This window comes from Saccharopolyspora hirsuta (assembly GCF_008630535.1).
Taxonomy (GTDB): Bacteria; Actinomycetota; Actinomycetes; order Mycobacteriales; family Pseudonocardiaceae; genus Saccharopolyspora; species Saccharopolyspora hirsuta.
Genome location: NZ_VWPH01000003.1, coordinates 349476 through 373084, shown reverse-complemented (window position 1 = coordinate 373084; position 23609 = coordinate 349476). Strand labels below are relative to the sequence as shown.

The following is a 23609-nucleotide window of genomic DNA, read 5'->3' as shown; positions in this document are numbered from 1 at the left end:
ACCCGACCATCCTCCGCGCCGGTCCACCCGGCGCCTGAATCGAGCGAGGAGTGCATGCAGCTGCTCCACCGCGGTGACGTCGGTCCGGCCGTTGCCGAGATCAGGAACACCCTTGCAGCGCTGGGTCTGCTGGCGGCCAACGGCCGAACGGATCCGGCGCTGTTCGACCACGCGGTGGAACAGGCGGTCCGGGTCTTCCAGCAACAACGCGGGCTGATCACCGACGGCGTGGTGGGCCCGGCGACCTACCGCGCGCTCACCGAGGCCCGCTGGCGGCTCGGCGACCGCTCGCTGGCCTTCCTGGTGTCCAAGCCGATCAGCGGCGACGACGTGTTCGCGCTGCAGGAGCGGCTGCTGGAGCTGGGCTTCGACGCGGGCCGCCCGGACGGCATCTTCGGCCGCGAGACCGAGCAGGCCCTGCGCAGCTTCCAGCGCGAGTACGGCCTGAACCCGGACGGCATCTGCGGGCCGAGCACGCTGCGCGCGCTGCGGCAGCTCGCGCCGAAGGTCCGCGGCGGTCGGCCGGTGTACCTGCGCGAGCAGGAGAAGGTGCGGCGCGCCGGGCCGCGGCTGCGCGGCAAGCGCATCGTGATCGACCCGGGCCACGGCGGCGCGGACCGCGGCGCCTGCATCGGCGACGTCTGCGAGGCCGACCTGACCTGGGACCTGGCCCGGCGCCTGGAGGGCCGGATGGTGGCCACCGGCATGGAGGCGCTGATCACCCGCGGGCCCAACGCCTGCCCGCCGGACGCCGACCGCGCCGCGTTCGCCAACGAGGCGGGCGCGGACATGTTCCTGTCCCTGCACATCGACGCCAACGCCTCGCCGCTGGCCGAGGGCGTGGCGAGCTTCCACTTCGGCACCGGCAACGGCACCACGTCGACCGTGGGGGAGGCGCTGGCGGGCTTCCTGCAGCGCGAGATCGTCGCGCGGACCGGGCTGAAGGACTGCCACACCCAGGCCAAGACCTGGGACGTGCTGCGCCTGACCCGGATGCCCGCGGTGCGCATGGAGCTGGGCTACCTGACCAACGCCCGGGACCGCTCCCGCCTGCTGGACCCGGCGTTCCGGGACGTCATCGCGGAGGGCCTGCTGGTCGCGGTGAAGCGGCTCTACCTGCTGGGCAAGGACGACCAGCCGACCGGCACCTTCACCTTCGACGACCTCCTCCGCCACGAGCTCGCCCGAGCCGAGGGCGCCTGACCTGCGCGATTTCAATGGAAATCGAAGGTCCGATTTCCATTGAACTTGTTCATCCTGCCCGTGGACCGCAGGCGCGAAGGGCGAACTGCACCGCTCGGCAGGTGTCGCATGCGCCGCCAGGCGCATAACCCACCCTCGCAACTCGCACCGCCGCGGGTTCTCAGCGTTCGCCTGGCGAGGACGGCCCTGACGCCGTGTATTGGCATACATCAGTCAGGGCACCCACAGCCAGGCGGGCGCTGAGGTTCCGCCACCGGCACCGCCACGCAGAACGAGGCTGGAAAACCTCACTGAAATCGCATCCGAGGTCGATTTGTCGACTTGGTGATCTGGCGACTCAGGCCCCACCGATGACGGGCTCGGCCGTCTTGATCGTCACCGAGCTGAGCAGGCGCTCCAGGGCCGCTTCGACGTCTTCCTTCCAGGAGATCGCCGTGCGCAGCTCCAGGCGCATCCGCGGCCACTCGGGGTGCTGGCGGACGGTCTTGAACCCGACCTGCTGCAGGAACCCGGCCGGGATCACGCAGCTCTCCGCGGTGCCCTGCAGGTCGCCGAAGGCCTCGACGGCCTTCACCCCGCGGCGCGTCAGGTCCTTCGCCACGTTCTGCACCAGCACCCGGCCGAGACCGCCGTGCTCGAACTCCGGCAGCACCCGCAGCGCGGTCAGCAGCACCGCGTCCGCGCTGACCGGCGCGGTCGGGAAGGCCGCTGCGCGCGGCACCGCGGCGGGCGGGGCGTACATCGCATAACCGGCCGGGATGCCGTCGACGTAGATGACGCGGCCGCAGGAACCCCACTCCAGCAGCACGCTGGAGACCCAGGCCTCCTTCTCCAGTTCGGTCTCGCCGAACTCCTCGGCCTGCTCCCGGATGTGCGGCGCGAGCTCCCAGAACACGCACCGACGACACCGCTTGGGCAGGTGGTCGAGGTTGTCCAGCGTGACGCCGACGACGCGTCGCGACACCTGACCTCCTGGAAGAACCCGCACGAACCCGCACCGCAGGCGGGAATGTGGCCAGGATAAGCGCCCGCGCCCCGGCACCGGAAGCTCCGCCGAGCACCGACAGCGACCCGATGGGGTGAGATGGGTTACCGACGGGTCAGTTTGTACGAGGCGCTCGTTACATCTGAGCGGGTCCCGGACGATAGGACCTATAGAATCGCCGGAATCGTTCGCGGCCCGGCCGGGGACGAGCAGTGCGCACAACCGAAACCGGAGCGCGATATGACGGATCACGGAAGTCAGCCGAACCCGCCGGAGAAGCCCGCACGCAACCTGGACGCGTACCGGGCGCACTACGCCGAGCGGACCGCAGGGATGACCGCTTCCGAGATCCGAGCTCTCTTCGCCGTCGCCAGCCGCCCCGAGGTGGTCTCGCTGGCCGGCGGCATGCCGAACCTGGCGGCGCTCCCGCTGGACTCGCTGGCCGCCGAGGTGGCGCGCCTGGTCGCCGAGGACGGCCAGGTGGCGCTGCAGTACGGCTCCGCCCACGGCCTGCCGGAGCTGCGCGAGCAGATCTGCGACGTCATGGCGCTGGAGGGCATCTCCGCGCACCCGGACGACGTGATGGTCACCGCGGGCTCCCAGATGGCCCTGGACATGGTCACCCGGATCTTCTGCGACCCCGGTGACGTCATCCTCGCCGAGGGCCCCTCCTACGTCGGCGCGCTCGGCTCCTTCGCCGCGTACCAGGCCGAGGTGGTCCACGTGGCGATGGACGACGACGGCCTCGACCCGGCCGCGCTGCGCCAGGCCATCGCGGACGTGACCGCGCAGGGCAAGCGGATCAAGTTCCTCTACACCATCCCGAACTTCCACAACCCGGGCGGCATCACGCTGGCCCTGCCGCGGCGCGCTGAGGTCCTGGAGATCTGCGCCCAGCACGGCATCCTCGTGGTGGAGGACAACCCGTACGGCCTGCTCGGCTTCGACGGCGAGGCGCTGCCCGCGCTGCGCAGCATGGACGCCGACAACGTGGTCTACCTCGGCTCGTTCTCCAAGACCTTCGCCTCCGGCCTGCGGGTCGGCTGGGTCCTCGCGCCGCACGCGATCCGCGAGAAGCTGGTGCTGACCGCCGAGTCGGCCACCCTGTGCCCGCCCACGCTGAACCAGATGATCGTGTCGCGCTACCTGAGCACGCACGACTGGCAGGGGCAGATCAAGATCTTCCAGGAGCAGTACCGCGAGCGCCGCGACGCGATGCTCAGCGCCCTGGAGCAGTACATGCCGCCGGGTTGCACGTGGACGCGACCGGACGGCGGGTTCTTCGTCTGGCTGACCGTGCCGGAGGGCGTGGACACCAAGGCGATGCTGCCGCGCGCGGTGACCCAGCGGGTCGCCTACGTCTCCGGCACCGGCTTCTACCGCGGCGGGTTCGGCAGCCGCCAGATGCGGCTGTCCTACTGCTACCCGACGCCGGAGCGGATCCGCGAAGGCGTGCGCCGGCTGGCCAACACGCTGACCGAGGAGATGGAGCTGGTCCGCACGTTCGGCACCGTGCCGCAGCGCAGCGTGCCGGGACCGCAGGCCCCGTCCCCCGACACGGCGTAGAGTTTTCCCGGTTTCCGAATGGGTCCACTGTGCACGGGATGTCCTCGGTGCACAGTGGACCGCTACTTTTCAGGGGTGTTGTTGAGTGTCTGATCGCTGGGTCGCCGTGCTCGCAGGTGGGCTTTCGCACGAGCGCGAGGTGTCGCTGCGCTCCGGGCGCCGGCTGTCGGCGGCGCTGCGCTCGGTGGGCACGACCGTGGCGGAGTGGGATGCCGACGCCCGGCTGCTGTCCCGCATCGAGCAGGAGCGGCCCGACGCGGTCGTGGTCGCGCTGCACGGCGGCGAGGGCGAGAACGGCGCGGTGCAGGCCGTGCTGGAGATGCTCGACATCCCCTACGTCGGCACCGGCCCGCACGCGTGCCGCCGGGCGTGGGACAAGCCGACAGCGAAGGCGGAGCTCGCCCGCGCCGGGCTGACCACCCCGGACTGGGTCGCGCTGCCGCACGCGACCTTCCGCGAGCTGGGTGCGCAGGCCGTCCTGGACGCGCTGGTGGCCAAGCTCGGCCTGCCGCTGATGCTCAAGCCGGACCAGGGCGGTTCGGCGCTGGGCGCGCACGTGGTGCGCGATGCCGCCGAGCTGCCGTCGGCGATGGTGGGTGCGCTGTCGTACGGCGACACGGTGCTCGTGGAGCGGTTCGTCGAGGGGACCGAGGTGGCGATCACCGTCATCGACGGGCCGGACGGACCGGAGGCGCTGCCCGCGGTCCAGATCGAACCGGCCGACGGCGTCTACGACTACACCGCCCGCTACACCGCCGGGCTCACGAGCTACCGCACGCCCGCCGAGATCCCGGCGGAAGCGGCTGCGGCGGCGGGGGAGCTCGCGATCGCCGCGCACCGCCTGCTCGGCCTCCGCGACGTCTCTCGGACCGACGCGATCATCGACCGCGACGGCACGCCGCACTTCCTGGAGGTCAACGTGTCGCCCGGGCTGACCGAGACCTCGCTGCTGCCGATGGCGGTCGAGGCCGCCGACCGGTCGCTGGGGGAGGTCTTCGCCGGGCTCGTCGAGCGGGCGATCTCGCGAGCGCGCTGATGCGATGTTTCACGTGAAACGAGGGCCGGTCTCCCGCGGGAGACCGGCCCTCGTCGTTGGTGCGATTTCCATTGAAGTTGGACGTCTGATTTCCATTGAAGTCGCGGGAAATCAGTCACCGACAGTCATCGTCACCGTGACGAAAGGCCTCGGTGTCATTCCTCGCGGAGTCCACGAGCCTGTTCACCCAAGATCAACTCCGCGACCCGCTCCAGGTCGTCCACGGAGCCGAACTCCACGATGATCCGCCCCTTCCGGCGCCCGCGCTCGACCTTGACCCGGGTGTCGAAGTGGTCGGACAGCCGATCGGCGAGCCGGTCGAAGCCGGGGGCCTGGATCGGCTTCTTCGCCTCCGCCTTCTTCTTCGGCGCCTCCCGCTTGGCGAGCGTCACCTGCTCCTCGGTCGCGCGGACGGAGAGTCCCTCCGCGACGATCCGCTTCGCCAGCTCCTCCTGCTGCCCGACGTCCTCCAGGCTGAGCAGCGCGCGGGCGTGCCCGGCCGACAGCACCCCGACGGCCACCCGCCGCTGGACCTCCAGCGGCAGCTTCAGCAACCGGATGGTGTTGGTGATGACCGGGCGGCTGCGGCCGATCCGGTCCGCCAGCTCGTCGTGCGTCACGCCGAACTCGTCCAGCAGCTGCTGGTACGCCGCCGCCTCCTCCAGCGGATTGAGCTGGACGCGGTGGATGTTCTCCAGCAGGGCGTCCCGCAGCATCGCGTCGTCCTGCGTCTTGCGGACGATCGCCGGGATGAACTCCAACCCGGCCAGCTGGGAGGCCCGCCACCGGCGCTCGCCCATGATGAGCTCGAACCGGTCGGCCTCCAGCTCCCGCACCACGATCGGCTGCATGAGGCCGAACTCGCGGATGGAGTGCTGGAGCTCGTGCAGCGCCTCCTCGTCGAACACCTGCCGCGGCTGCTTCGGGTTCGGCGTGATGGCGGAGATGGCGATCTCGCGGTAGACCGCACCGGCGACCTCGCCGCCGCTGGTTTCACGTGAAACCTCGGGGGTGGGGGGCTCCGGCCGCTCGAAGGCCGGTCCGCCGCGCACCGGAGCGCCGCGCAGCGCGGCACCGTCCGCCCCCGCCGGGGGACCGCTGGGAATCAGGGCGGCGATGCCGCGCCCCAGACCGCCTCTGCGCTCGCTCATGCCGTTGTCCTCTCGACACCCCGTTCAGCGATCTCCCGCGCCGCGTCCAGGTAGCTCATCGAGCCGCGCGAGCCCGGGTCGTAGGTCAGCACCGTCTGGCCGAAGCCCGGCGCCTCGGAGATCTTCACGCTGCGCGGGATCACGGTCCGCAGCGCCAGGTCCCCGAAGTGACCGCGCACCTCGGCGGTGACCTGGTCGGCCAGCTTGGTGCGCCCGTCGTACATGGTCAGCAGGATGGTCGACACCCACAGCGAGGGGTTCAGGTGCGACTGCACCAGCTCGATGTTGCGCAGCAGCTGACCGAGCCCCTCCAGCGCGTAGTACTCGCACTGGATCGGGATCAGCACCTCGTGCGCGGCCACCAACGCGTTCACCGTGAGCAGGCCGAGCGACGGCGGGCAGTCGATGAAGACGTAGTCGGGCGCGAGCTGGTTGACCGCCTCGGAGTTCAGCGCCTCCTTCAGCCGCCCCTCCCGGGCCACCATGGTGACCAGTTCGATCTCCGAACCGGCCAGGTCGATGGTCGCCGGGACGCACCAGAGGTTCTTCGACTGGGTGCTCTGCGCCGCCGCGTCGGCCACGCTGATCTCGCCGAGCAGGACCTCGTAGACCGACGGGGTGCCGGAGCGGTGCTCGACACCGAGCGCGGTGCTGGCGTTGCCCTGCGGGTCGAGGTCGATCACGAGCACGTTCAGGCCGTGCAGCGCCAGACCGGCCGCGAGGTTCACCGTGCTCGTCGTCTTGCCGACGCCGCCCTTCTGGTTCGCGACGGTGATGATGCGCCGATGGGTGGGGCGGGGGAGTTCCAGCGTCTCCGGGTGCAGCACCCGGGTCGCCCGCTGGGCCTCCTCCATGATCGGAGTCCAGCCGATGTCGTCCTTCCCGAAGCTCATCGCGGGATCCCCGCTCGTCGGCCCGGAAGGGAACCGCATGCCGCCGACCGCACGGCCCCTCGTTTCACGTGAAACACGACCCGCTCCGTTTGACTCCGGATTCACCGTCCACGATCCTTTCTCGTTCGACGCACACCGTCACGACGCCGACCGGACGCTTTTCGGGTCGCCGCGACCCGTTCCACCACGACGACGGTCGTCGGCACTTCGAGCGCACCGACGCCGCACGAAACCACTTCGCCACGACCGCCACCGGCCGCGGCGATCGCCGCCGCATCCCGCTCCAGCTCCTCCGTCGCGCTCTCGCCCTTCATGGCGAGCAGGCGGCCGCCCTGCCGCAGCAGGGGGAGGCACCACTTCGCGAGCCGTTCCATCGGGGCGACGGCGCGCGCGGTCACGACGTCCTGATCGGCCAGTCGTTCGCGCACCGGGCCCTCCTCGGCACGTCCGCGCACCACCTCGACGGTGAGCTCCAACTCGGTGATGACTTCCTGCAACCACGCCACCCGTCGAGCCATCGGCTCCAACAGGGTCAGGTTGAGATCCGGGCGGGCGATCGCCAGCGGGATGCCCGGCAACCCTGCCCCAGAGCCTACGTCCAACACCCGGCAATTCGGTGGCAGCAACTCCGCAATCACAGCAGAGTTCAGCAGATGTCTTTCCCAGAGTCGGTCCAACTCGCGCGGACCGATGAGTCCGCGGCGGATCCCGTGCTCCTGGAGCATCTCGTGGAACCGCTCGGCCAGGTCCAGCCGATCACCGAACACGACCCGCGCCGCCGCAGGCTCGGTCAAAGCATTCACCCCGATGTTTCACGTGGAACCAAGGATTCTCCGACCAAGCCTGCCGGATAGCACTCCGCAATCACCATCAACCCCTTCCGGCGCGTCCGAGGGCGCTTCTCCACCGGCGCGAGCGACGCCGTCACACGCCCCCGTACCGACCGGCAGGGGAGAGGGCTTCATATCCGGTGAGATCGCCCCAACCCGTCACACCGAGGACTAATGTCACGGTGACGTTAGTGCGTCGGCGACGTTTCACGTGAAACAGGACGCGAAAACAACAATGCCCCCGTCCGGCGAGGACGGGGGCATTGAACGGGGGGCTTCCTGCTCGTCGATCTTCGTTTGAACCAACCGCAGCCGCGCTGCTCACCTGGCCAACAACCGAGAAGGGTGCATGCGCCGCAGGCGCATGCACCCTCGCAGCCGGCACCGCCGCGCAAACCAGCCACTGGAACTCTGACTAGCTCTTGAAGACGACCACCTTGCGGTTGGGCTCTTCACCCTCGCTCTCGCTGTGGACGCCGTCGATCGCCGCGACCGCGTCGTGGATGATCTTGCGCTCGAACGGGGTCATCGGGCGGAGGCGGGCCTCCTTGCCGCTCGCCAGGACCTCCTCGGCGGTGGTGCGGCCGAGCTCGCTGAGCTCCTGGCGGCGACCCGCGCGCCAGCCCGCCACGTCCAGCATCAGTCGGCTGCGCACGCCGGTCTCCTGCTGCACCGCGAGGCGGGTGAGCTCCTGCAGCGCCTCCAGCACCTGGCCGCGGCCACCGACGAGCTTCTCCAGGTCGTCGCCGCCGTCGATGCTCACCACCGCCCGACCGGCCTCCACGTCGAGGTCGATGTCCCCGTCGTAGTCCAGCAGGTCGAGCAGCCGCTCCAGGTAGTCACCCGCGATGTCGCCCTCCTGCACCAGCAGGGTTTCGGTGTTGGAGGGGGCCTCGGCGGCTTCGGTCTCGGTCGCTGCCGGGCTCGACTCCTGCACGGTTTCGGACACTGGGTGTCTCCTCTCCAGGGTTCGCGCCGCACTCACCGGGACTCGCCCGGCTTGTCCGTGTCGCGAGAACGGTCTTCGATCACCCCGGGGATCTCACCGGGTTGGTCCTTGGCCGCGTCCGCGGCGGTGTCGGCATCCTGCGCGGGGGTGACGTCCACGGCGGTGGACTCGACGACCGCGGGCGCGCTGGCCTGCGCCGCCTCCTCGCGGTCGATCCGGCTGTACACCACGCGCTGCTGGGCCAGCGTCCAGAAGTTGTTGGCCAGCCAGTAGATCAGGATCGCCAGCGGCAGGAACGGGCCGCCGATGAGGGCGAACATCGGGAAGACCCACAGCGTCATCCGGTTCATCACCGCGGCCTGCGGCTGGGCCGCCGCGTCCGCCGTCTGGCGCTGCACGGAGTGGCGCGCGGTGAAGTGCGTGGCGATCGCGGCGGCGATCATCAGCGGCACGCCCACCAGCATCATCTCGATGCGGTCGGTGCCGAAGGCCTCGAGCACCTCGGGGGACTGGCTGATGGTGTTGGACAGCTTCGCGCCGAAGAAGTCCGCGGCCACGAAGGACGCCACGTCGTTGGCGTCGAAGATGTAGTTCGACGGCGCCCCCGGCTTGAACCCGTTGAGCACGTGGAACAGGCCGAAGAACACCGGCACCTGCACCAGGATCGGCAGGCAGCCGCTGAGCGGGTTGAAGCCCTGCTCGGACTGCAGCTTCTGCATCTCCATCGCGAGCTTCTGCCGGTCGTCGCCGTACTTGGCCTGCAGCTCGCGGATCTGCGGGGCGAACTCCTGCATCTTCTTCATCGACCGCACCTGGTGCACGAACGGCTTGAACAGCAGCGCGCGCAGCGTGAAGACGAGGAAGATGACCGACAGCGCCCAGGCGTAACCGCTGGCCGGGTCGAGCACGAAGCCGAAGACCTTGTGCCAGAACCACAGGATGGCCGACACCGGGTAGTAGATGAAGTCCAGCACGCGGGCTACTCCTCGGCAGATTTCTCGGGTGCTCGGGCAGGGGTTCGCGCCGCGGCGCGCTCACGAGGTGGCGGCACCGGGTCGATCCCCCCAGGGTGCCAGGGACCGCAGCGCAGCAGTCTGCGCAGGGTGAGCCAACCGCCGCGGAACAGGCCGTGCACGGTCAGCGCCTCGACCGCGTACGTGCTGCAGCTCGGGTAGAACCGGCACATCGGCGGCAGCAGCGGGGAGATCACCTTGCGGTAGGCGTGCACCGGGCCGAGCAGCACCCAGGCGAACGGGCTCGGGCGCCGAGCGGGCGCGCGGAGCCGTTCATCGTGCTGCTGGTCCTGAGCCATCACCTGGAACCTGTCGCCGGACCATCGGGGGACAGGACGCGGAGCTTCCGGAGAGCCGCGTCCAGGTCCGCGCCGAGTTCGCGGCTGGACGCCTCGGCCGCCGCTGGTAGGGCTCGGACCACCACCAGTGTGCCAGCGGGCAGCGCCGCCAGGCGGTCACGCATCAGGTGCCGCAGGCGGCGCGTGACCCGGTGCCGGATCACCGCCGTGCCCACGGCCTTGCTCACGACAAAACCCACCCGGGTCGATCCAGTCGATTTCCGGGTGGGTGCCGTATTCGCCTCGGCTTCCGGTAAGGCCTCGCCGCGGTACCGCCCGGGCTCCGGCGCCTGGTCCGGACGCAACGCGTGCACGACCAGGCGGGAGCGCCCGGACCGGCGACCACGACGGACCACCAGGCGGAACTCCTGGCTCCTGGTCAGCCGGGCTGCCGCGGGAAGCACGGCCGGACGCGATCAGGCAGTCAGGCGCGCGCGGCCCTGGCGACGGCGCGAGGCCACGATGGCCCGGCCGGCGCGAGTGCGCATGCGCAGCCGGAAGCCGTGCTTCCTGGCACGACGGCGGTTGTTCGGCTGGAAAGTGCGCTTGCCCTTGCTCACGGTCGGATCTCCCGGTTACTACAGGCACCGATGGCCACGGTGAACCACGGTTCGGTCAAGGTGTCCCTGTTCCTTCCCGAGCCGCGCCTCGCCAACCCGTGCGAAGATCGGCGGTACCGAGCGGCGCACGACGCCGGAATCACGGCGCAGCGACATGCCCGCTCAGGAAAGCGGGGGACTGTACGAGGGTACGCAGTGCCCTCGGAGGGCGCACTACCGGGGTCGGGATAAGGCCGGACCGGCCCGACCAGGCTGCCACATCCCGATCTTGCCGACATCGGCGGGACTTGCTTGTGAGCGCCGCGCGACCTTGTTAGCGTGCCCCTCTGCGATGCGCGGCTGGTGGGTGGGAGCACCGGTCGCTGGGGGAGCTCTGACCTCGGTCGCAGCGGTACGACGGCCCCAGGGGGCGACACTTCGGCGGCCTGCCGTACCTTCATACACAAGTTGTGGACAACTCTGTGGAGATCTTCGGCGAACAGATGATCCCCGGAGTTCGGCCCCACCGTCCCGTGACGTCGCCGCCGCACCCGAGCACTGTGGGAGCCAGGCCCTCGGGACCGCGGTCGGGGGCTGCGCGAGCGAGGGGAGGGGAGCAAGGCGGTGTCCGACCACCAGGCCGATCTCGTTCGAGTTTGGGGCGAGGTGGTGCAGGAGCTGTCCTCCGGCACGCTCTCACCCCAGCAGCGCGCCTGGATGCGCGTCACCCGTCCGATCGGACTGCTGGACGGTACTGCACTGCTCGCCGCGCCGAGCGACTTCGCCAAGGAAGCCATCGAGCGCGCGCTGCGCGACCCCATCACCGACGCCCTGTCCCGCCGCCTCGGCCGGGACGTGTCGCTGGCGGTGAAGGTGGACACCGCGGTCCCGGCACCGACCAGGCCCGTCGCCGCGCCCGCGCCGACCGAGCAGTGGACCGGCCGGGTGCCCACCGGTGAGCAGCCCGCCACGCCCTACTTCACCACCACCGGTCTCGGGCGCGCACCGGAGAACTTCAGCGCCGCCGAGAGCTTCCGGTCGCCGGAGAACTTCGGGAACACCGCGCACACCGGCTCGATCCCCAGCGGGGAGGGTCGGCACGCCGCGCCCGAGCCGAAGCCGGAGATCGACTTCCCGACCGCCGAGTTCAAGTGGCCCAACGGGGAGGTCCCGCAGCCGCTGGAGTCCGGCGGCGAGGCCGAGGAACCCGAGCCGGAGACCGAGGAGACCGAGCCCGAGGAAGCCAGCAGCGGGGAGAACTGGCCGACCTTCGGCCGCGCCGGGCAGGCGCTGGCCGAGCCCCAGCCGGGCCAGCCGTTCACCGCGCCGAAGAACCCCTCGCCCACCTCGCAGACCAGGCTGAACGCGAAGTACACCTTCGACACCTTCGTCATCGGCTCGTCGAACCGGTTCGCGCACGCTGCCGCGGTGGCCGCCGCAGAGGCGCCCGCCCGCGCGTACAACCCGCTGTTCATCTGGGGCGAGTCCGGCCTCGGCAAGACGCACCTGCTGCACGCGGTGGGGCACTACACGCAGCGCCTGTTCCCCGGGATGCGGGTGCGCTACGTCTCCACCGAGGAGTTCACCAACGACTTCATCAACTCGCTGCGCGACGACCGCCAGGTCGCGTTCCAGCGCCGGTACCGCGACGTCGACGTGCTGCTGGTGGACGACATCCAGTTCCTGGAGGGCAAGGAAGGGACCCAGGAGGAGTTCTTCCACACCTTCAACACGCTGCACAACTCGAACAAGCAGATCGTGGTGTCCTCCGACCGGCCGCCGAAGGGCCTGCGCACCCTGGAGGACCGGCTGCGCACCCGCTTCGAGTGGGGGTTGATCACCGACATCCAGCCGCCGGAGCTGGAGACCCGGATCGCGATCCTGCGGAAGAAGGCCGCCCAGGACCGGATGAACGCGCCCGCCGACGTGCTGGAGTTCATCGCCTCCCGCATCGAGCGCAACATCCGCGAGCTGGAGGGCGCGCTGATCCGGGTCACCGCGTTCGCGTCGCTGAACCGGCAGCCGGTGGACCTGCAGCTCGCCGAGATCGTGCTGCGCGACCTGATCCCGGACTCGCAGACCCCGGAGATCACCCCGCCGACGATCATGGCGGTCACCGCGGACTACTTCGGCGTGACCATCGACGACCTCTGCGGCCCGGGCAAGACCAAGGCGCTGGCCCAGGCGCGGCAGATCGCGATGTACCTGTGCCGCGAGCTGACCGACTCCTCGCTGCCCAAGATCGGCCAGTACTTCGGCGGCCGCGACCACACCACGGTGATGTACGCGGACAAGAAGATCCGCAAGGAGATGGCCGAGCGACGCCGCGTCTACGAGCACGTCCAGGAGCTCACGGCCAGGATCAAGCAGCAGTCCCGGTAGTCCTTGGCTGCTCGGTGGCCGGTCCGCTGTTCTCTTCTCCCGAGGTGCGCCGCTGGGCCTAGCTGAGCGCTCGCGACGGCGCACCCCAGATCTCTCCGCCGATGCCGGTGCGAGCAGATCGTTCACCTCTCCTCACCGCCGCGCCCCTGACGGCGCGCGTTGAGCGATTTCCGACCGCTGCGGCTCCTGCCTCGCTCAACGCGGCATTCGACGCGCGGCGGTTGAACGCGTCCGGACGGGCGGTCGGCCGCTGCCGGGCGATCTCCGGTCGGCCGGTGCGACGACACCCGGGGCCGACGCGAATCTTTTCTGCCCGACCACCCCCGCGCGACGCACCTGCTCCAGCAGAAAGGTTCCGCGCGGATGCGGCGGGCCCAGGGGGTGGGTCGGGGCTTCGCCGACCGCGGGGGAAGGTCCGCCCCGCGACCGCGCACATCTTTCTGCTGACCCCCTCTGCCCCGAGACACCCCCTCCAGCAGAAAAGTTCTGCCGCCGAACGGCGGCTCCGTGGGCCTCGGCGCCAACCCGGCGAGGGGGTTCGGGCGTCGTACCAGGCGTGGACGACCACGTTCCGGGGTTGGTCGAGCGCGCTGCGCGCACGCGGAAGGCGTTGCGGGCTCGAACTTTTCTGGGAAGCGGGGTGGCCTTCGCCTCACCCCGGCAGCAGAAAAGTCCGCCGGAGGGGGAGCTGTCCACATTTTCTGCATCCCCAGGGCTGACCTGGAGTTTTCCCCAATCCATCCACAAGCTGTGCACAGGTGGTGGCGGTCTGCCCACAACCTCGACGGGGGTTGACCACAGACCTCTCACAGGTTTGCCCACAACCTGACCGGTGGAACCGCCGAAAACCACAGGGGCTGGGTACAACCAGGGGGTCCAACTGTGGATGGGACTGTGGACAACTGGGGATAGCTGTGGACTGTCCGGGGGAGGGTCGAAGTTGTCCACCACCCGGTTGTCGCAGTCCCCGGTTACATCCCGTGCTCATCCACACCTGGCCACGCCACCCGACCAGCCCAAACACCACTTGTCCCCACAACTCACAGCCCTTACTACTACTGCGGTCATTTCTTCTCTTGAAAGAAAAAAGAGAACAGAAGTAAGGGCCGGTGGATAAGTGGACAACTCCGCTCAGCGGGCCGGGACGGACCGGCGAACTGCTCGGACCCGGATGCGGAGATCGCGGCGCACGCTCTACGGTGGAACTCCCGCGGAGGCAGCCCCGACGAACTTCGCGCCGCAGTCCTGATGCTCGGGCCGGTCGGTGCCTCGGGGCGTCCGTGCGGGGACCGCTCCACCCCGTGCGGGGCCGGAGCACCACGACACGGCAAGAGCCTTGGAGCTCGGAAGCAGTTCTCGGCAGCCGGCTCACGGCTGAAACCGAAAGGACACCCATGAAGATCCGCGTGGAACGTGACGGTCTCGCCGACGCCGTCGCTTGGGTCGCGCGCAGCCTTCCGTCGCGGCCACCGGTTCCGGTGCTCGGCGGGGTGCTGCTCGATGCGAGTTCCGGAGAGGCGCTGACCATCTCCGGCTTCGACTACGAGGTCTCCGCACAGGTCACCATCGACGCCTCGATCGACGCCAGCGGCAAGACGCTGGTCTCCGGGCGGCTGCTGGCCGATATCACCAAGGCGCTGCCCGCGCGCCCGGTGGAGCTCACCGTCGACGGCTCGCGCGTCACCATCACCTGCGGCAGCTCCAAGTTCAGCCTGCCGACCATGCCGGTCGAGGACTACCCCGAGCTGCCCGCGATGCCCGAGCACGTCGGCTCGGTGCCCACCGACCTCTTCAGCGAGGCCGTCGGCCAGGTCGCGGTCGCGGCGGGCAAGGACGACACGCTGCCGATGCTCACCGGCATCCGGATGGAGATCAACGCCGACAAGCTGACCATGGTCGCCACCGACCGGTTCCGGCTGGCGATGCGCGAGATCACCTGGGAGCCGGGCACCACGATCGCCGACACCGCGGTCCTGGTCCCGGCCAAGACGCTCGCCGACTCGGCGAAGACCCTCGGCGCCGGGGCGAGCAAGGTGGAGATCTCGCTGGCCTCCGGCGACGGCCTGCTCGGCCTGTCCGGCACCGCCCGCCGGAACACCACCCGGCTGCTGGACGCGGAGTTCCCGAAGTACCGCCAGCTGCTGCCCGCGGAGAGCGCGGTGACGGCCAACGTCGACGTCGGCCCGCTGGTCGAGGCGATCAAGCGCGTGTCGCTGGTCGCCGAGCGCGGCACCCAGGTGCGCCTCGAGTTCTCCGACCGCGTGCTGCGGCTGACCGCCGGTGGCGACGACGAGGGCAGCGCGGAGGAGGAGCTCGCGGTCGAGCTCTCCGGCGAGCCGCTGACCATCGCGTTCAACCCGGCCTACCTGCTCGACGGCCTCGGTGCGATGAAGACCGATCGCGCCCAGCTGCAGTTCACCACCGCCAACCGCCCGGCGCTCATCAAGCCGGTCGACGAGGATGGCAACGTGGCGGAGGGCTACCTGTACCTGCTGATGCCGGTCCGCCTGCCGGGCTGATCCATTTCAACGGCTGCGCGGCTTGCGCAGCGGTGCCGGTAGCGGAACCTCAGGCGCCGTCTGGACCCCGGGATCCCCGACTCACGACCAATACACAGCGCTGGGGCTGTCCTCGCCAGACGACGTCTGAGAACCCGCGGCGGTGCAAGTGGCGTGGGTGGCTTTGAAAAGCAGAATCGAAGCCGGGGCTGGGTCACATCCGGTGCCCGGCCCGACCGGGGTCGCCACCGGCGGTGGTTAGGCTCCGGTCAGATCGATTCAGCTGGTGCGGTCCACCCACGCGCGCCGACCAACCCAGTGGAAACACAGCTCGCAGAGGAGATCCGGTGCAACTCGGACTTGTCGGTCTCGGCCGAATGGGTTTCAACATGCGTGAGCGGCTGCGCGCCGCTGGTCACGACGTCGTCGGTTACGACCGCAACCCGGACGTCAGTGACGTCGCCTCGGTCGCGGAGCTGGTGCAGAAGCTGACCGGCCCGCGGATCGTGTGGATCATGGTGCCGCACGGCGACCCGACCCGGCAGACCGTCGAGGAGCTGGCCGGGCTGCTGTCCGCCGGTGACCTGGTGATCGAGGGCGGCAACTCGAAGTTCACCGACGACCAGGCCAACGCCGCGCTGCTCGCCGAGAACGGGATCAAGTACGTCGACGTCGGCGTCTCCGGCGGCGTGTGGGGCGCGAAGAACGGCTACGGCCTGATGGCCGGTGGCGACGCGGAGGACATCGAGCGCGCCATGCCGATCTTCGACGCGCTGCGCCCGGAGGGCCCGCGCGAGGAGGGCTTCGCGCACGCCGGTCCGGTCGGTGCCGGGCACTACGCGAAGATGGTGCACAACGGCATCGAGTACGGCCTGATGCAGGCCTACGCCGAGGGCTTCGAGCTGCTGTCCGCCTCGGACGTGGTCACCAACGTGCCGGAGACGATCAAGGCGTGGAGCCGGGGCACCGTGGTCCGCTCCTGGCTGCTGGACCTGCTGGTCCGGGCGCTGGACGAGGACCCGGAGCTGACCGAGCTGCGCGGCTACGTCAACGACTCGGGCGAGGGCCGCTGGACGGTCGAGGAGTCGATCAACAACGCGGTGCCGACCCCGGTGATCACCGCGTCGCTGTTCGCCCGCTTCGCCTCCCGCCAGGAGGACTCGCCCGCCATGAAGGCGGTTGCGGCCCTCCGCAACCAGTTCGGCGGCCACGCGGTCCAGAAGAACGGCTCGGAGAGCTGACCGCTCCTGCGCAGGCCGGGTCGATTTGTCGACAAATCCACCCGGCCTGCGCGGACGGACGGCACCGAGGCAACTTGTCGACAAAACGCCAAGGAGCGCCCGGTAGGCCACAAGCCGACGACGGGCAAGCGGCGCACGCCGCTTTCAGCGGTAAACAGCTACCGCCACGGGCGACCGGCACCGGTCGGTGAGGGTCGCATGCGCACAGCCCACGCTCGCCACTTGCACCGCCACGCACATCTCCCGAGCTTCAGCGAAGTAAGTTGGATCGTCGTGTACGTCCGTCATTTGCAGGTGACCGACTTCCGGTCCTGGCCGCACGCCGACCTCGCGCTGGAGCCGGGGATCACCGTGCTCGTCGGGTCGAACGGGCAGGGCAAGACGAACCTGGTCGAGGCGATCGGCTACGTCGCCACGCTCGGATCGCACCGCGTCGCCAGCGATGCGCCGCTGGTCCGCGACGGTGCGCCGCGCGCGGTGGTGCGGGCCGCCGTGGTCAACAGCGGTCGTGAGCTGCTGGTCGAGCTGGAGATCACCCCGGGCAAGGCCAACCGGGCGCGGATCAACCGCGGCGCGGCGGGCAAGCCCCGCGACGTGCTGGGCATCTTGCGCACCGTGCTGTTCGCGCCCGAGGACCTGGCGATCGTCCGCGGCGATCCGGGCGAGCGCCGCCGCTTCCTCGACGAGCTGCTGGTCGCCCGCTCACCCCGGTACGCGGGCGTGCGCTCCGACTACGAGCGGGTGCTCAAGCAGCGGAGCGCGCTGCTGAAGTCCGCCGGTGCCGCGCGGCGCGGTGGGGGCAAGGCGGATCTGCGGACGCTGGAGGTCTGGGACGGGCACCTGGCCCGCTTCGGCGCGGAGCTGCTGGCCGGTCGGCTCGATCTCGTCGCCGCCATCGCACCCCACGTGACCAGCTCTTATGCCAATGTCGCCGCCACCGACGAGGCCAGCGCGCCGTCCGGCCGGGTCGCCGACGTGCGCTACCGCAGCAGCCTCGGCGCTTCGCTGCCCGAGGGCTGTGGCGAGCCGATGGGCAAGGCCGCCGACGTCGGCGAGCTGGAAGCGGCGCTGCTCGCCGAGCTGGAGCGGGTCCGACCGCAGGAGATCGAGCGCGGCGTGTCGCTGGTCGGGCCGCACCGCGACGACCTGGAGCTGCTGCTCGGCGAGCTGCCCGCCAAGGGCTACGCCAGCCACGGCGAATCGTGGTCCTTCGTGCTGGCGTTGCGGCTGGCTTCCTACCACCTGCTCACCGAAGATGGCGCGGAACCGGTGCTGATCCTGGACGACGTCTTCGCCGAGCTGGACCGGCGCCGGCGGGCCCGGCTGGCCGACCTGGTCGCCGGGGCCGAGCAGGTGCTGGTGACCGCGGCGGTGGCCGAGGACGTGCCGCCCGAGCTCACCGGTGCGCGATTCGACGTCCGCGAAGGCGAGGTGCGACGTGTCCAGTGACCGCACGCAGCCGTCCGTTTCACCGAGCGTGACGAAAGGGGTCGCTCAGTCCACTGATCCACCCACAGCTGGGGATAACTCTGTGGATGGTGTGGATAACTCGACGCCACCGAACGGCGCCGACGGTGCCCCGCTGAGCGGTCCGGACCTGGCCCGTGCCGCCCTGCAGGCGGCTCGCGAGCAGTCCGCCGCTCGCCGCCAGGGCGCCAAGAAGAAGGGCGGCAAGATCCGCCCCCGCCGCCGTCGTGGCTGGTCGGGGCCCGGTCCGGACGACAGGGACCCGCAGCCGCTGGGTCGGCTGGCGGCCCGCATCGCGGCGGAGCGGGGCTGGACCGAGCACCTCTCCGGCGGCCAGGTGTTCGCCAAGTGGCCCGCGCTGGTCGGCGCCGACGTCGCCGAGCACACCAAGCCGGTGACGCTCAAGGACGGCGAGCTCACCGTCCAGGCGCAGTCCACCGCCTGGGCCACCCAGCTGCGCCTGCTGCAGCGGCAGATCCTCAAGCGGATCAGCGACGGCGTCGGCCGCGACGTGGTCCGCCGCATCAAGGTGCAGGGCCCGGCGGCGCCCAGCTGGCGGCACGGCCCCCGGCACATCTCGGGGCGCGGCCCGCGCGACACCTACGGTTAGGCCGTCCGCGCCGGGGCAGCCGGGCGGGCGGCCGATCGCCGCCGAGATCCCCCGGCTGTCTCTCGCGGCTCTCGGATGGTGGGTTGATTCGAGTTCTTCGCTCTGTGAGCAAGTCAGGGGTGTCCTTGCCCCACTTCTGTCCGGGGAGACCAGTAGAATCAAACCGGGTGTGGCCGAGGCGCACGCCAGGAAGCGCATCGGCGTGGTGCGCGGCACCGGTCGAGCAGGCCGGTAGCGGCGCCAGCAGACGAGAGTCGCCCCGAAGTGGTCAGCGGTGCGGGACGGGGCGCGTTCGAACCGGCATCGACCGATCACCCTGACAGCACAGTCGGCTCAAGGAGAAATCGAGGCCCGTGGCACCGAAGAAGAGCGATTACAACGCTTCATCCATCACCGTTCTTGAGGGCCTTGAGGCCGTCCGCAAGCGTCCGGGCATGTACATCGGTTCGACCGGTGAGCGCGGTCTGCACCACTTGGTGCAGGAGGTCGTGGACAACTCGGTCGACGAGGCGATGGCCGGGTACGCGACGACCGTCGAGGTGACCCTGCTCCCCGACGGCGGCGTGCGCGTGGTCGACGACGGCCGCGGCATTCCGGTGGACATCCACCCGGTGGAGAAGAAGCCCACCCTCGAGGTCGTGCTGACCGTCCTGCACGCGGGCGGCAAGTTCGACAGCGACGCGTACGCGGTCTCAGGTGGTCTGCACGGCGTCGGCGTCTCGGTGGTCAACGCGCTGTCCACGGCGCTGGAGGCTGAGATCCACACCGGCGGTTACGTGTGGCGGCAGCGCTACGAGGACTCCAAGCCCGTGGCCGAGGTCGAGCGCGGCGAGAAGACCGACAAGACCGGCACCAGCATCACCTTCTGGGCCGATCCGACGATCTTCGAGACCACCCGGTACAACGCCGAGACGATCGCGCGCCGCCTGCAGGAGATGGCCTTCCTGAACAAGGGCCTGACCATGATCCTGCGCGACGAGCGGGTCGAGGAGGAGGACGCGGCGGGCGAGGACGCCAGCGGCACCACCGCCCGCGCCAAGGAGCGCGTCTTCCACTACCCGGGCGGTCTGGAGGACTTCGTCCGGCACATCAACGCCACCAAGGAGCCCATCCACAAGAAGGTGGTGTCCTTCAGCGCGTCCGGCGACGGGCAGGAGCTGGAGATCGCGATGCAGTGGAACTCCGGCTACAACCAGTCGGTCTACACCTTCGCGAACACCATCAACACCCACGAGGGCGGCACCCACGAGGAGGGCTTCCGCTCCGCGCTGACCCGCGTGGTCAACGCCTACGCGCGGGACAAGAAGCTCATCAAGGAGAAGGACGGCAACCTCACCGGTGACGACGTCCGCGAGGGCCTGGCCGCGATCGTGTCGGTGAAGGTCCGCGAGCCGCAGTTCGAGGGCCAGACCAAGACCAAGCTGGGCAACACCGAGGTCAAGTCCTTCGTGCAGACCACCGCGTTCGAGTGGCTGACCGACTGGTTCGAGCGCAACCCGGCCGAGGCCAAGGTGATCGTCAACAAGGCGGCCTCCTCGGCGCAGGCGCGGATGGCCGCGCGCAAGGCCAAGGAGCTGGTGCGCCGCAAGAGCGCGATGGACATCGGCGGCCTGCCGGGCAAGCTGAAGGACTGCCAGTCCAACAACCCGGAGGAGTGCGAGCTCTACATCGTGGAGGGCGACTCCGCGGGCGGCTCGGCCAAGGAGGGCCGCGAGTCGCGGTTCCAGGCGATCCTGCCGCTGCGCGGCAAGATCATCAACGTGGAGAAGTCGCGGATCGACAAGGTCCTCAAGAACAACGAGGTCCAGGCGATCATCACCGCGCTGGGCACCGGCATCCACGACGAGTTCGACCTGGCCAAGCTGCGGTACCACAAGATCGTGCTGATGGCCGACGCCGACGTCGACGGCCAGCACATCCGCACCCTGCTGCTCACCCTGCTGTTCCGCTTCATGCGCCCGCTGATCGAGAACGGCCACGTGTTCCTCGCGCAGCCGCCGCTGTACAAGATCAAGTGGCCGCGCTCGGAGCCGGAGTACGCCTACAGCGACCGCGAGCGCGACGCGCTGCTGGAGGCGGGCGCCGCCGCCGGTCGCAAGCTGCCGAAGGACGACGGCATCCAGCGCTACAAGGGTCTCGGCGAGATGAACGCCGACGAGCTGTGGGACACCACGATGAACCCGGAGACCCGCCTGCTGCTGCAGGTCTCGCTGGACGACGCGGCGACCGCGGACGAGCTGTTCAGCGTGCTCATGGGCGAGGACGTCGAGGCCCGGCGCTCGTTCATCACCCGCAACGCCAAGGACGCCGGCTTCCTCGACGTGTGACGCCGACGCGCAGGCACACCACCGAACTCCTCGAATAGCAAGGGACGAGCATGACGGAAATCCTGCCGCCGGAACACGGCCGGATCGAACCGGTCGAACTCCAGCAGGAGATGCAGAACTCCTACATCAACTACGCGATGAGCGTCATCGTCGCGCGCGCCCTGCCGGACGTGCGCGACGGGCTCAAGCCGGTGCACCGGCGCGTGCTGTACGCGATGTACGACTCGGGCTTCCGCCCGGACCGCGGTTACGTGAAGTGCTCCCGCGTCGTCGGCGACGTGATGGGCAACTACCACCCGCACGGCGACTCGGCGATCTACGACACCCTGGTCCGCCTGGCCCAGCCGTGGTCGATGCGCCACCCGCTGATCGACGGCCAGGGCAACTTCGGCTCGCCCGGCAACGACCCGGCCGCCGCCATGCGGTACACCGAGTCGCGGCTGGCCCCGTTGGCGATGCACATGCTCGCCGACATCGAAGAGGACACCGTCGACTTCTCGGACAACTACGACGGGCGCACCCAGGAACCCGACGTGCTGCCGTCGCGGTTCCCGAACCTGCTGGTCAACGGTGGTGGCGGCATCGCGGTCGGGATGGCGACCAACATCCCGCCGCACAACCTGCGCGAGGTCGCCGACGGCGTCGTCTGGGCGCTGGAGAACCCGGACGCCGACGACGAGCAGCTGCTCGAAGCGCTGATGCAGCGGATCAAGGGCCCGGACTTCCCGACCCACGGCCTGATCCTCGGCACCAACGCGATCGCCGACGCCTACCGCACCGGCCGCGGCTCCATCAAGATGCGGGCCGTCGTGGACGTGGAGGAGGACAGCAAGGGGCGCACCACGCTGGTCGTCACCGAGCTGCCCTACCAGGTCAACCCGGACAACCTCATCGAGAACATCGCCTCGATGCACCGGGAAGGCAAGATCACCGGCATCTCGGACATCGCCGACGAGTCCAACAGCCGCCGCGGCATGCGGATCGTCATCACGCTCAAGCGCGACGCGATCCCGAAGGTCGTGCTGAACAACCTCTACAAGCACACCCAGCTGCAGACCACCTTCGGCGTCAACATGCTGGCCCTGGTCGACGGCGTGCCGCGCACGCTGCGGCTGGACCAGGTGATCCGGTACTACGTCAAGCACCAGGTCGAGGTCATCGTCCGGCGCACCAAGTTCCGGCTGAAGAAGGCCGAGGAGCGCGCCCACATCCTGCGCGGCCTGGTCAAGGCGCTGGACATGCTGGACGAGGTCATCGCCCTGATCCGGCGCTCGCCCACGGTGGACGACGCGCGCACCGGCCTGATCGAGCTGCTCGACGTGGACGAGATCCAGGCCAACGCGATCCTGGAGATGCAGCTGCGCCGCCTGGCCGCCCTGGAGCGGCAGAAGATCATCGACCAGCTGGCCGAGATCGAGCGCGAGATCGAGGACCTCAAGGACATCCTCGCCAAGCCGGAGCGGCAGCGGCAGATCATCCGCGACGAGCTGATGGAGATCGTCGACAAGTACGGCGACGACCGCCGCACCAAGATCGTCCCGTTCGAGGGCGAGGTCTCCATGGAGGACCTCATCGCCGAAGAGGACGTCGTCGTCACCATCACCCGCACCGGCTACGCCAAGCGGACCCGCACCGACCTGTACCGGGCGCAGAAGCGCGGCGGCAAGGGCGTGCAGGGCGCGCAGCTGAAGCAGGACGACATCGTGTCGCACTTCTTCGTCTGCTCGACCCACGACTGGATCCTGTTCTTCACCAACAAGGGCCGGGTCTACCGCGCGAAGGCCTACGAGCTGCCGGAGGCCAACCGCACCGCGCGCGGCCAGCACGTGGCGAACCTGCTGGCGTTCCAGCCGGACGAGCAGATCGCCCAGGTCATGCAGATCAAGGACTACACCGCCGCCCCGTACCTGGTGCTGGCCACCAAGAAGGGGTTGGTCAAGAAGTCCCGGTTGACCGACTTCGATTCCAACCGATCGGGTGGTCTTATCGGCGTCAACCTCAAGGAGGACGACGAGCTGGTCGGCGCGGTGCTCTGCTCCGCCGAGGACGACCTGCTGCTGGTGTCCGCCGAGGGCCAGTCGATCCGGTTCCACGCCACCGACGAGGCGCTGCGGCCGATGGGGCGCGCCACCTCGGGCGTGCTGGGCATGCGGTTCAACGACGGAGACGAGCTGCTGGCCATGGGCGTCGTGCGCGCCGACCGGTACGTGCTGGTCGCCACCGACGGCGGCTACGCCAAGCGCACTCCGATCGACGACTACCCGGTGCAGGGTCGCGGTGGAAAGGGTGTGCTGACTCTCCAGCACGACAACAAGCGTGGCAGGCTTGTGGGGGCGCTCATCGTCGAGATCGACGACGAGCTCTACGCGATCACCTCGAGCGGTGGGGTCATCCGGACCACCGCCAAGGAGGTCCGCAAGGCCGGCAGGCAGACGAAGGGGGTTCGTCTGATGAACCTCGACGAAGGTTCCACGCTGGTGGCCATCGCCCGCAACGCCGACGAGGCCGCCGACCCGGACGCTGCGGGGCCGGAGCAGCAGAAGTAAACCTGTGGGAGACCACGCCGCACACCGCCGACGAT

19 protein-coding genes are annotated in these 23609 nt (G+C 69.7%); 10 read left to right on the top strand and 9 right to left on the bottom strand.

From position 1 onward, the window contains the following. The first annotated feature begins 54 nt into the window (after nt 1-54). Entirely contained in the window at nt 55-1203 is a 1149-nt protein-coding gene (locus F1721_RS07905) for an N-acetylmuramoyl-L-alanine amidase (protein WP_150065890.1), read from the top strand. A 337-nt stretch (nt 1204-1540) separates the two neighbouring features. Here F1721_RS07905 and F1721_RS07900 read toward each other — a convergent pair whose 3' ends face one another. Continuing rightward, nucleotides 1541-2167, bottom strand: a complete 627-nt coding sequence (locus F1721_RS07900) for a GNAT family N-acetyltransferase (protein WP_150065889.1) — start codon at nt 2165-2167, stop codon at nt 1541-1543. A 261-nt stretch (nt 2168-2428) separates the two neighbouring features. Between F1721_RS07900 and F1721_RS07895 the strand changes: the two genes are divergently transcribed. Both F1721_RS07895 and F1721_RS07890 read left to right on the top strand, forming a co-directional pair. Then, nucleotides 2429-3754, top strand: coding sequence for an aminotransferase-like domain-containing protein (locus F1721_RS07895; RefSeq protein ID WP_150065888.1), 1326 nt, complete (start codon nt 2429-2431; stop codon nt 3752-3754). 85 nt (nt 3755-3839) lie between these two features. Beyond that, nucleotides 3840-4790 (top strand): D-alanine--D-alanine ligase family protein, encoded by a 951-nt coding sequence (locus F1721_RS07890; protein ID WP_150065887.1) that lies wholly within the window; start codon nt 3840-3842, stop codon nt 4788-4790. Nucleotides 4791-4945: 155 nt separating this feature from the next. Here the strand turns inward: F1721_RS07890 and F1721_RS07885 are convergent, their stop codons facing one another. From F1721_RS07885 to rpmH, 8 genes are all read right to left on the bottom strand, one after another. After that, complete coding sequence (locus F1721_RS07885; RefSeq protein ID WP_150065886.1) at nt 4946-5941, bottom strand: ParB/RepB/Spo0J family partition protein; 996 nt, start codon at nt 5939-5941, stop codon at nt 4946-4948. Then, nucleotides 5938-6834 (bottom strand): ParA family protein, encoded by an 897-nt coding sequence (locus F1721_RS07880; protein ID WP_150065885.1) that lies wholly within the window; start codon nt 6832-6834, stop codon nt 5938-5940. Before F1721_RS07880 ends, F1721_RS07885 begins: the two co-directional genes overlap by 4 nt. A gap of 101 nt (nt 6835-6935) precedes the next feature. Beyond that, the gene (gene rsmG / locus F1721_RS07875) at nt 6936-7628 is read right to left on the bottom strand and encodes a 16S rRNA (guanine(527)-N(7))-methyltransferase RsmG (protein ID WP_150065884.1); all 693 of its coding nucleotides are present in this window, start codon (nt 7626-7628) and stop codon (nt 6936-6938) included. A 451-nt stretch (nt 7629-8079) separates the two neighbouring features. Further along, a complete protein-coding gene (locus tag F1721_RS07870) occupies nt 8080-8613 on the bottom strand; it encodes a Jag family protein (protein WP_150065883.1) in 534 nt (177 codons plus the stop codon). A gap of 32 nt (nt 8614-8645) precedes the next feature. Continuing rightward, entirely contained in the window at nt 8646-9587 is a 942-nt protein-coding gene (gene yidC, locus F1721_RS07865; RefSeq protein WP_150065882.1) for a membrane protein insertase YidC, read from the bottom strand. Between the two features lie 5 nt (nt 9588-9592). Further along, nucleotides 9593-9925: a membrane protein insertion efficiency factor YidD gene (gene yidD / locus F1721_RS07860; protein ID WP_150065881.1), complete on the bottom strand. Its 333-nt coding sequence runs from the start codon at nt 9923-9925 to the stop codon at nt 9593-9595. Beyond that, nucleotides 9925-10368 (bottom strand): ribonuclease P protein component, encoded by a 444-nt coding sequence (rnpA, locus tag F1721_RS07855; RefSeq protein ID WP_150065880.1) that lies wholly within the window; start codon nt 10366-10368, stop codon nt 9925-9927. The genes yidD and rnpA overlap by 1 nt, the downstream gene beginning before the upstream one ends. Before the next feature lie 12 nt (nt 10369-10380). Continuing rightward, nucleotides 10381-10524, bottom strand: a complete 144-nt coding sequence (rpmH, locus tag F1721_RS07850) for a 50S ribosomal protein L34 (protein WP_093150693.1) — start codon at nt 10522-10524, stop codon at nt 10381-10383. A 603-nt stretch (nt 10525-11127) separates the two neighbouring features. Between rpmH and dnaA the strand changes: the two genes are divergently transcribed. The 7 genes from dnaA to gyrA all read left to right on the top strand — a co-directional run bounded on the left by dnaA (nt 11128) and on the right by gyrA (nt 23574). Next, nucleotides 11128-12885 carry a chromosomal replication initiator protein DnaA gene (dnaA, locus tag F1721_RS07845; RefSeq protein ID WP_150065879.1) on the top strand — a complete coding sequence of 586 codons (1758 nt, stop codon included), beginning with the start codon at nt 11128-11130 and terminating at the stop codon, nt 12883-12885. Between the two features lie 1394 nt (nt 12886-14279). Then, nucleotides 14280-15404: a DNA polymerase III subunit beta gene (gene dnaN / locus F1721_RS07840; RefSeq protein WP_150065878.1), complete on the top strand. Its 1125-nt coding sequence runs from the start codon at nt 14280-14282 to the stop codon at nt 15402-15404. Nucleotides 15405-15730: 326 nt separating this feature from the next. After that, nucleotides 15731-16624: a phosphogluconate dehydrogenase (NAD(+)-dependent, decarboxylating) gene (gene gnd, locus F1721_RS07835; RefSeq protein ID WP_150065877.1), complete on the top strand. Its 894-nt coding sequence runs from the start codon at nt 15731-15733 to the stop codon at nt 16622-16624. 273 nt (nt 16625-16897) lie between these two features. Then, nucleotides 16898-18073 (top strand): DNA replication/repair protein RecF, encoded by a 1176-nt coding sequence (gene recF, locus F1721_RS07830; RefSeq protein WP_150065876.1) that lies wholly within the window; start codon nt 16898-16900, stop codon nt 18071-18073. An 82-nt stretch (nt 18074-18155) separates the two neighbouring features. Then, on the top strand, nt 18156-18701 hold the full coding sequence (locus tag F1721_RS07825; protein WP_387510520.1) for a DciA family protein: 546 nt from the start codon (nt 18156-18158) through the stop codon (nt 18699-18701). 353 nt (nt 18702-19054) lie between these two features. Then, on the top strand, nt 19055-21028 hold the full coding sequence (gyrB, locus tag F1721_RS07820) for a DNA topoisomerase (ATP-hydrolyzing) subunit B (RefSeq protein ID WP_150065875.1): 1974 nt from the start codon (nt 19055-19057) through the stop codon (nt 21026-21028). 50 nt (nt 21029-21078) lie between these two features. Further along, a complete protein-coding gene (gyrA, locus tag F1721_RS07815; RefSeq protein WP_150065874.1) occupies nt 21079-23574 on the top strand; it encodes a DNA gyrase subunit A in 2496 nt (831 codons plus the stop codon). Nucleotides 23575-23609 lie beyond the last annotated feature (35 nt).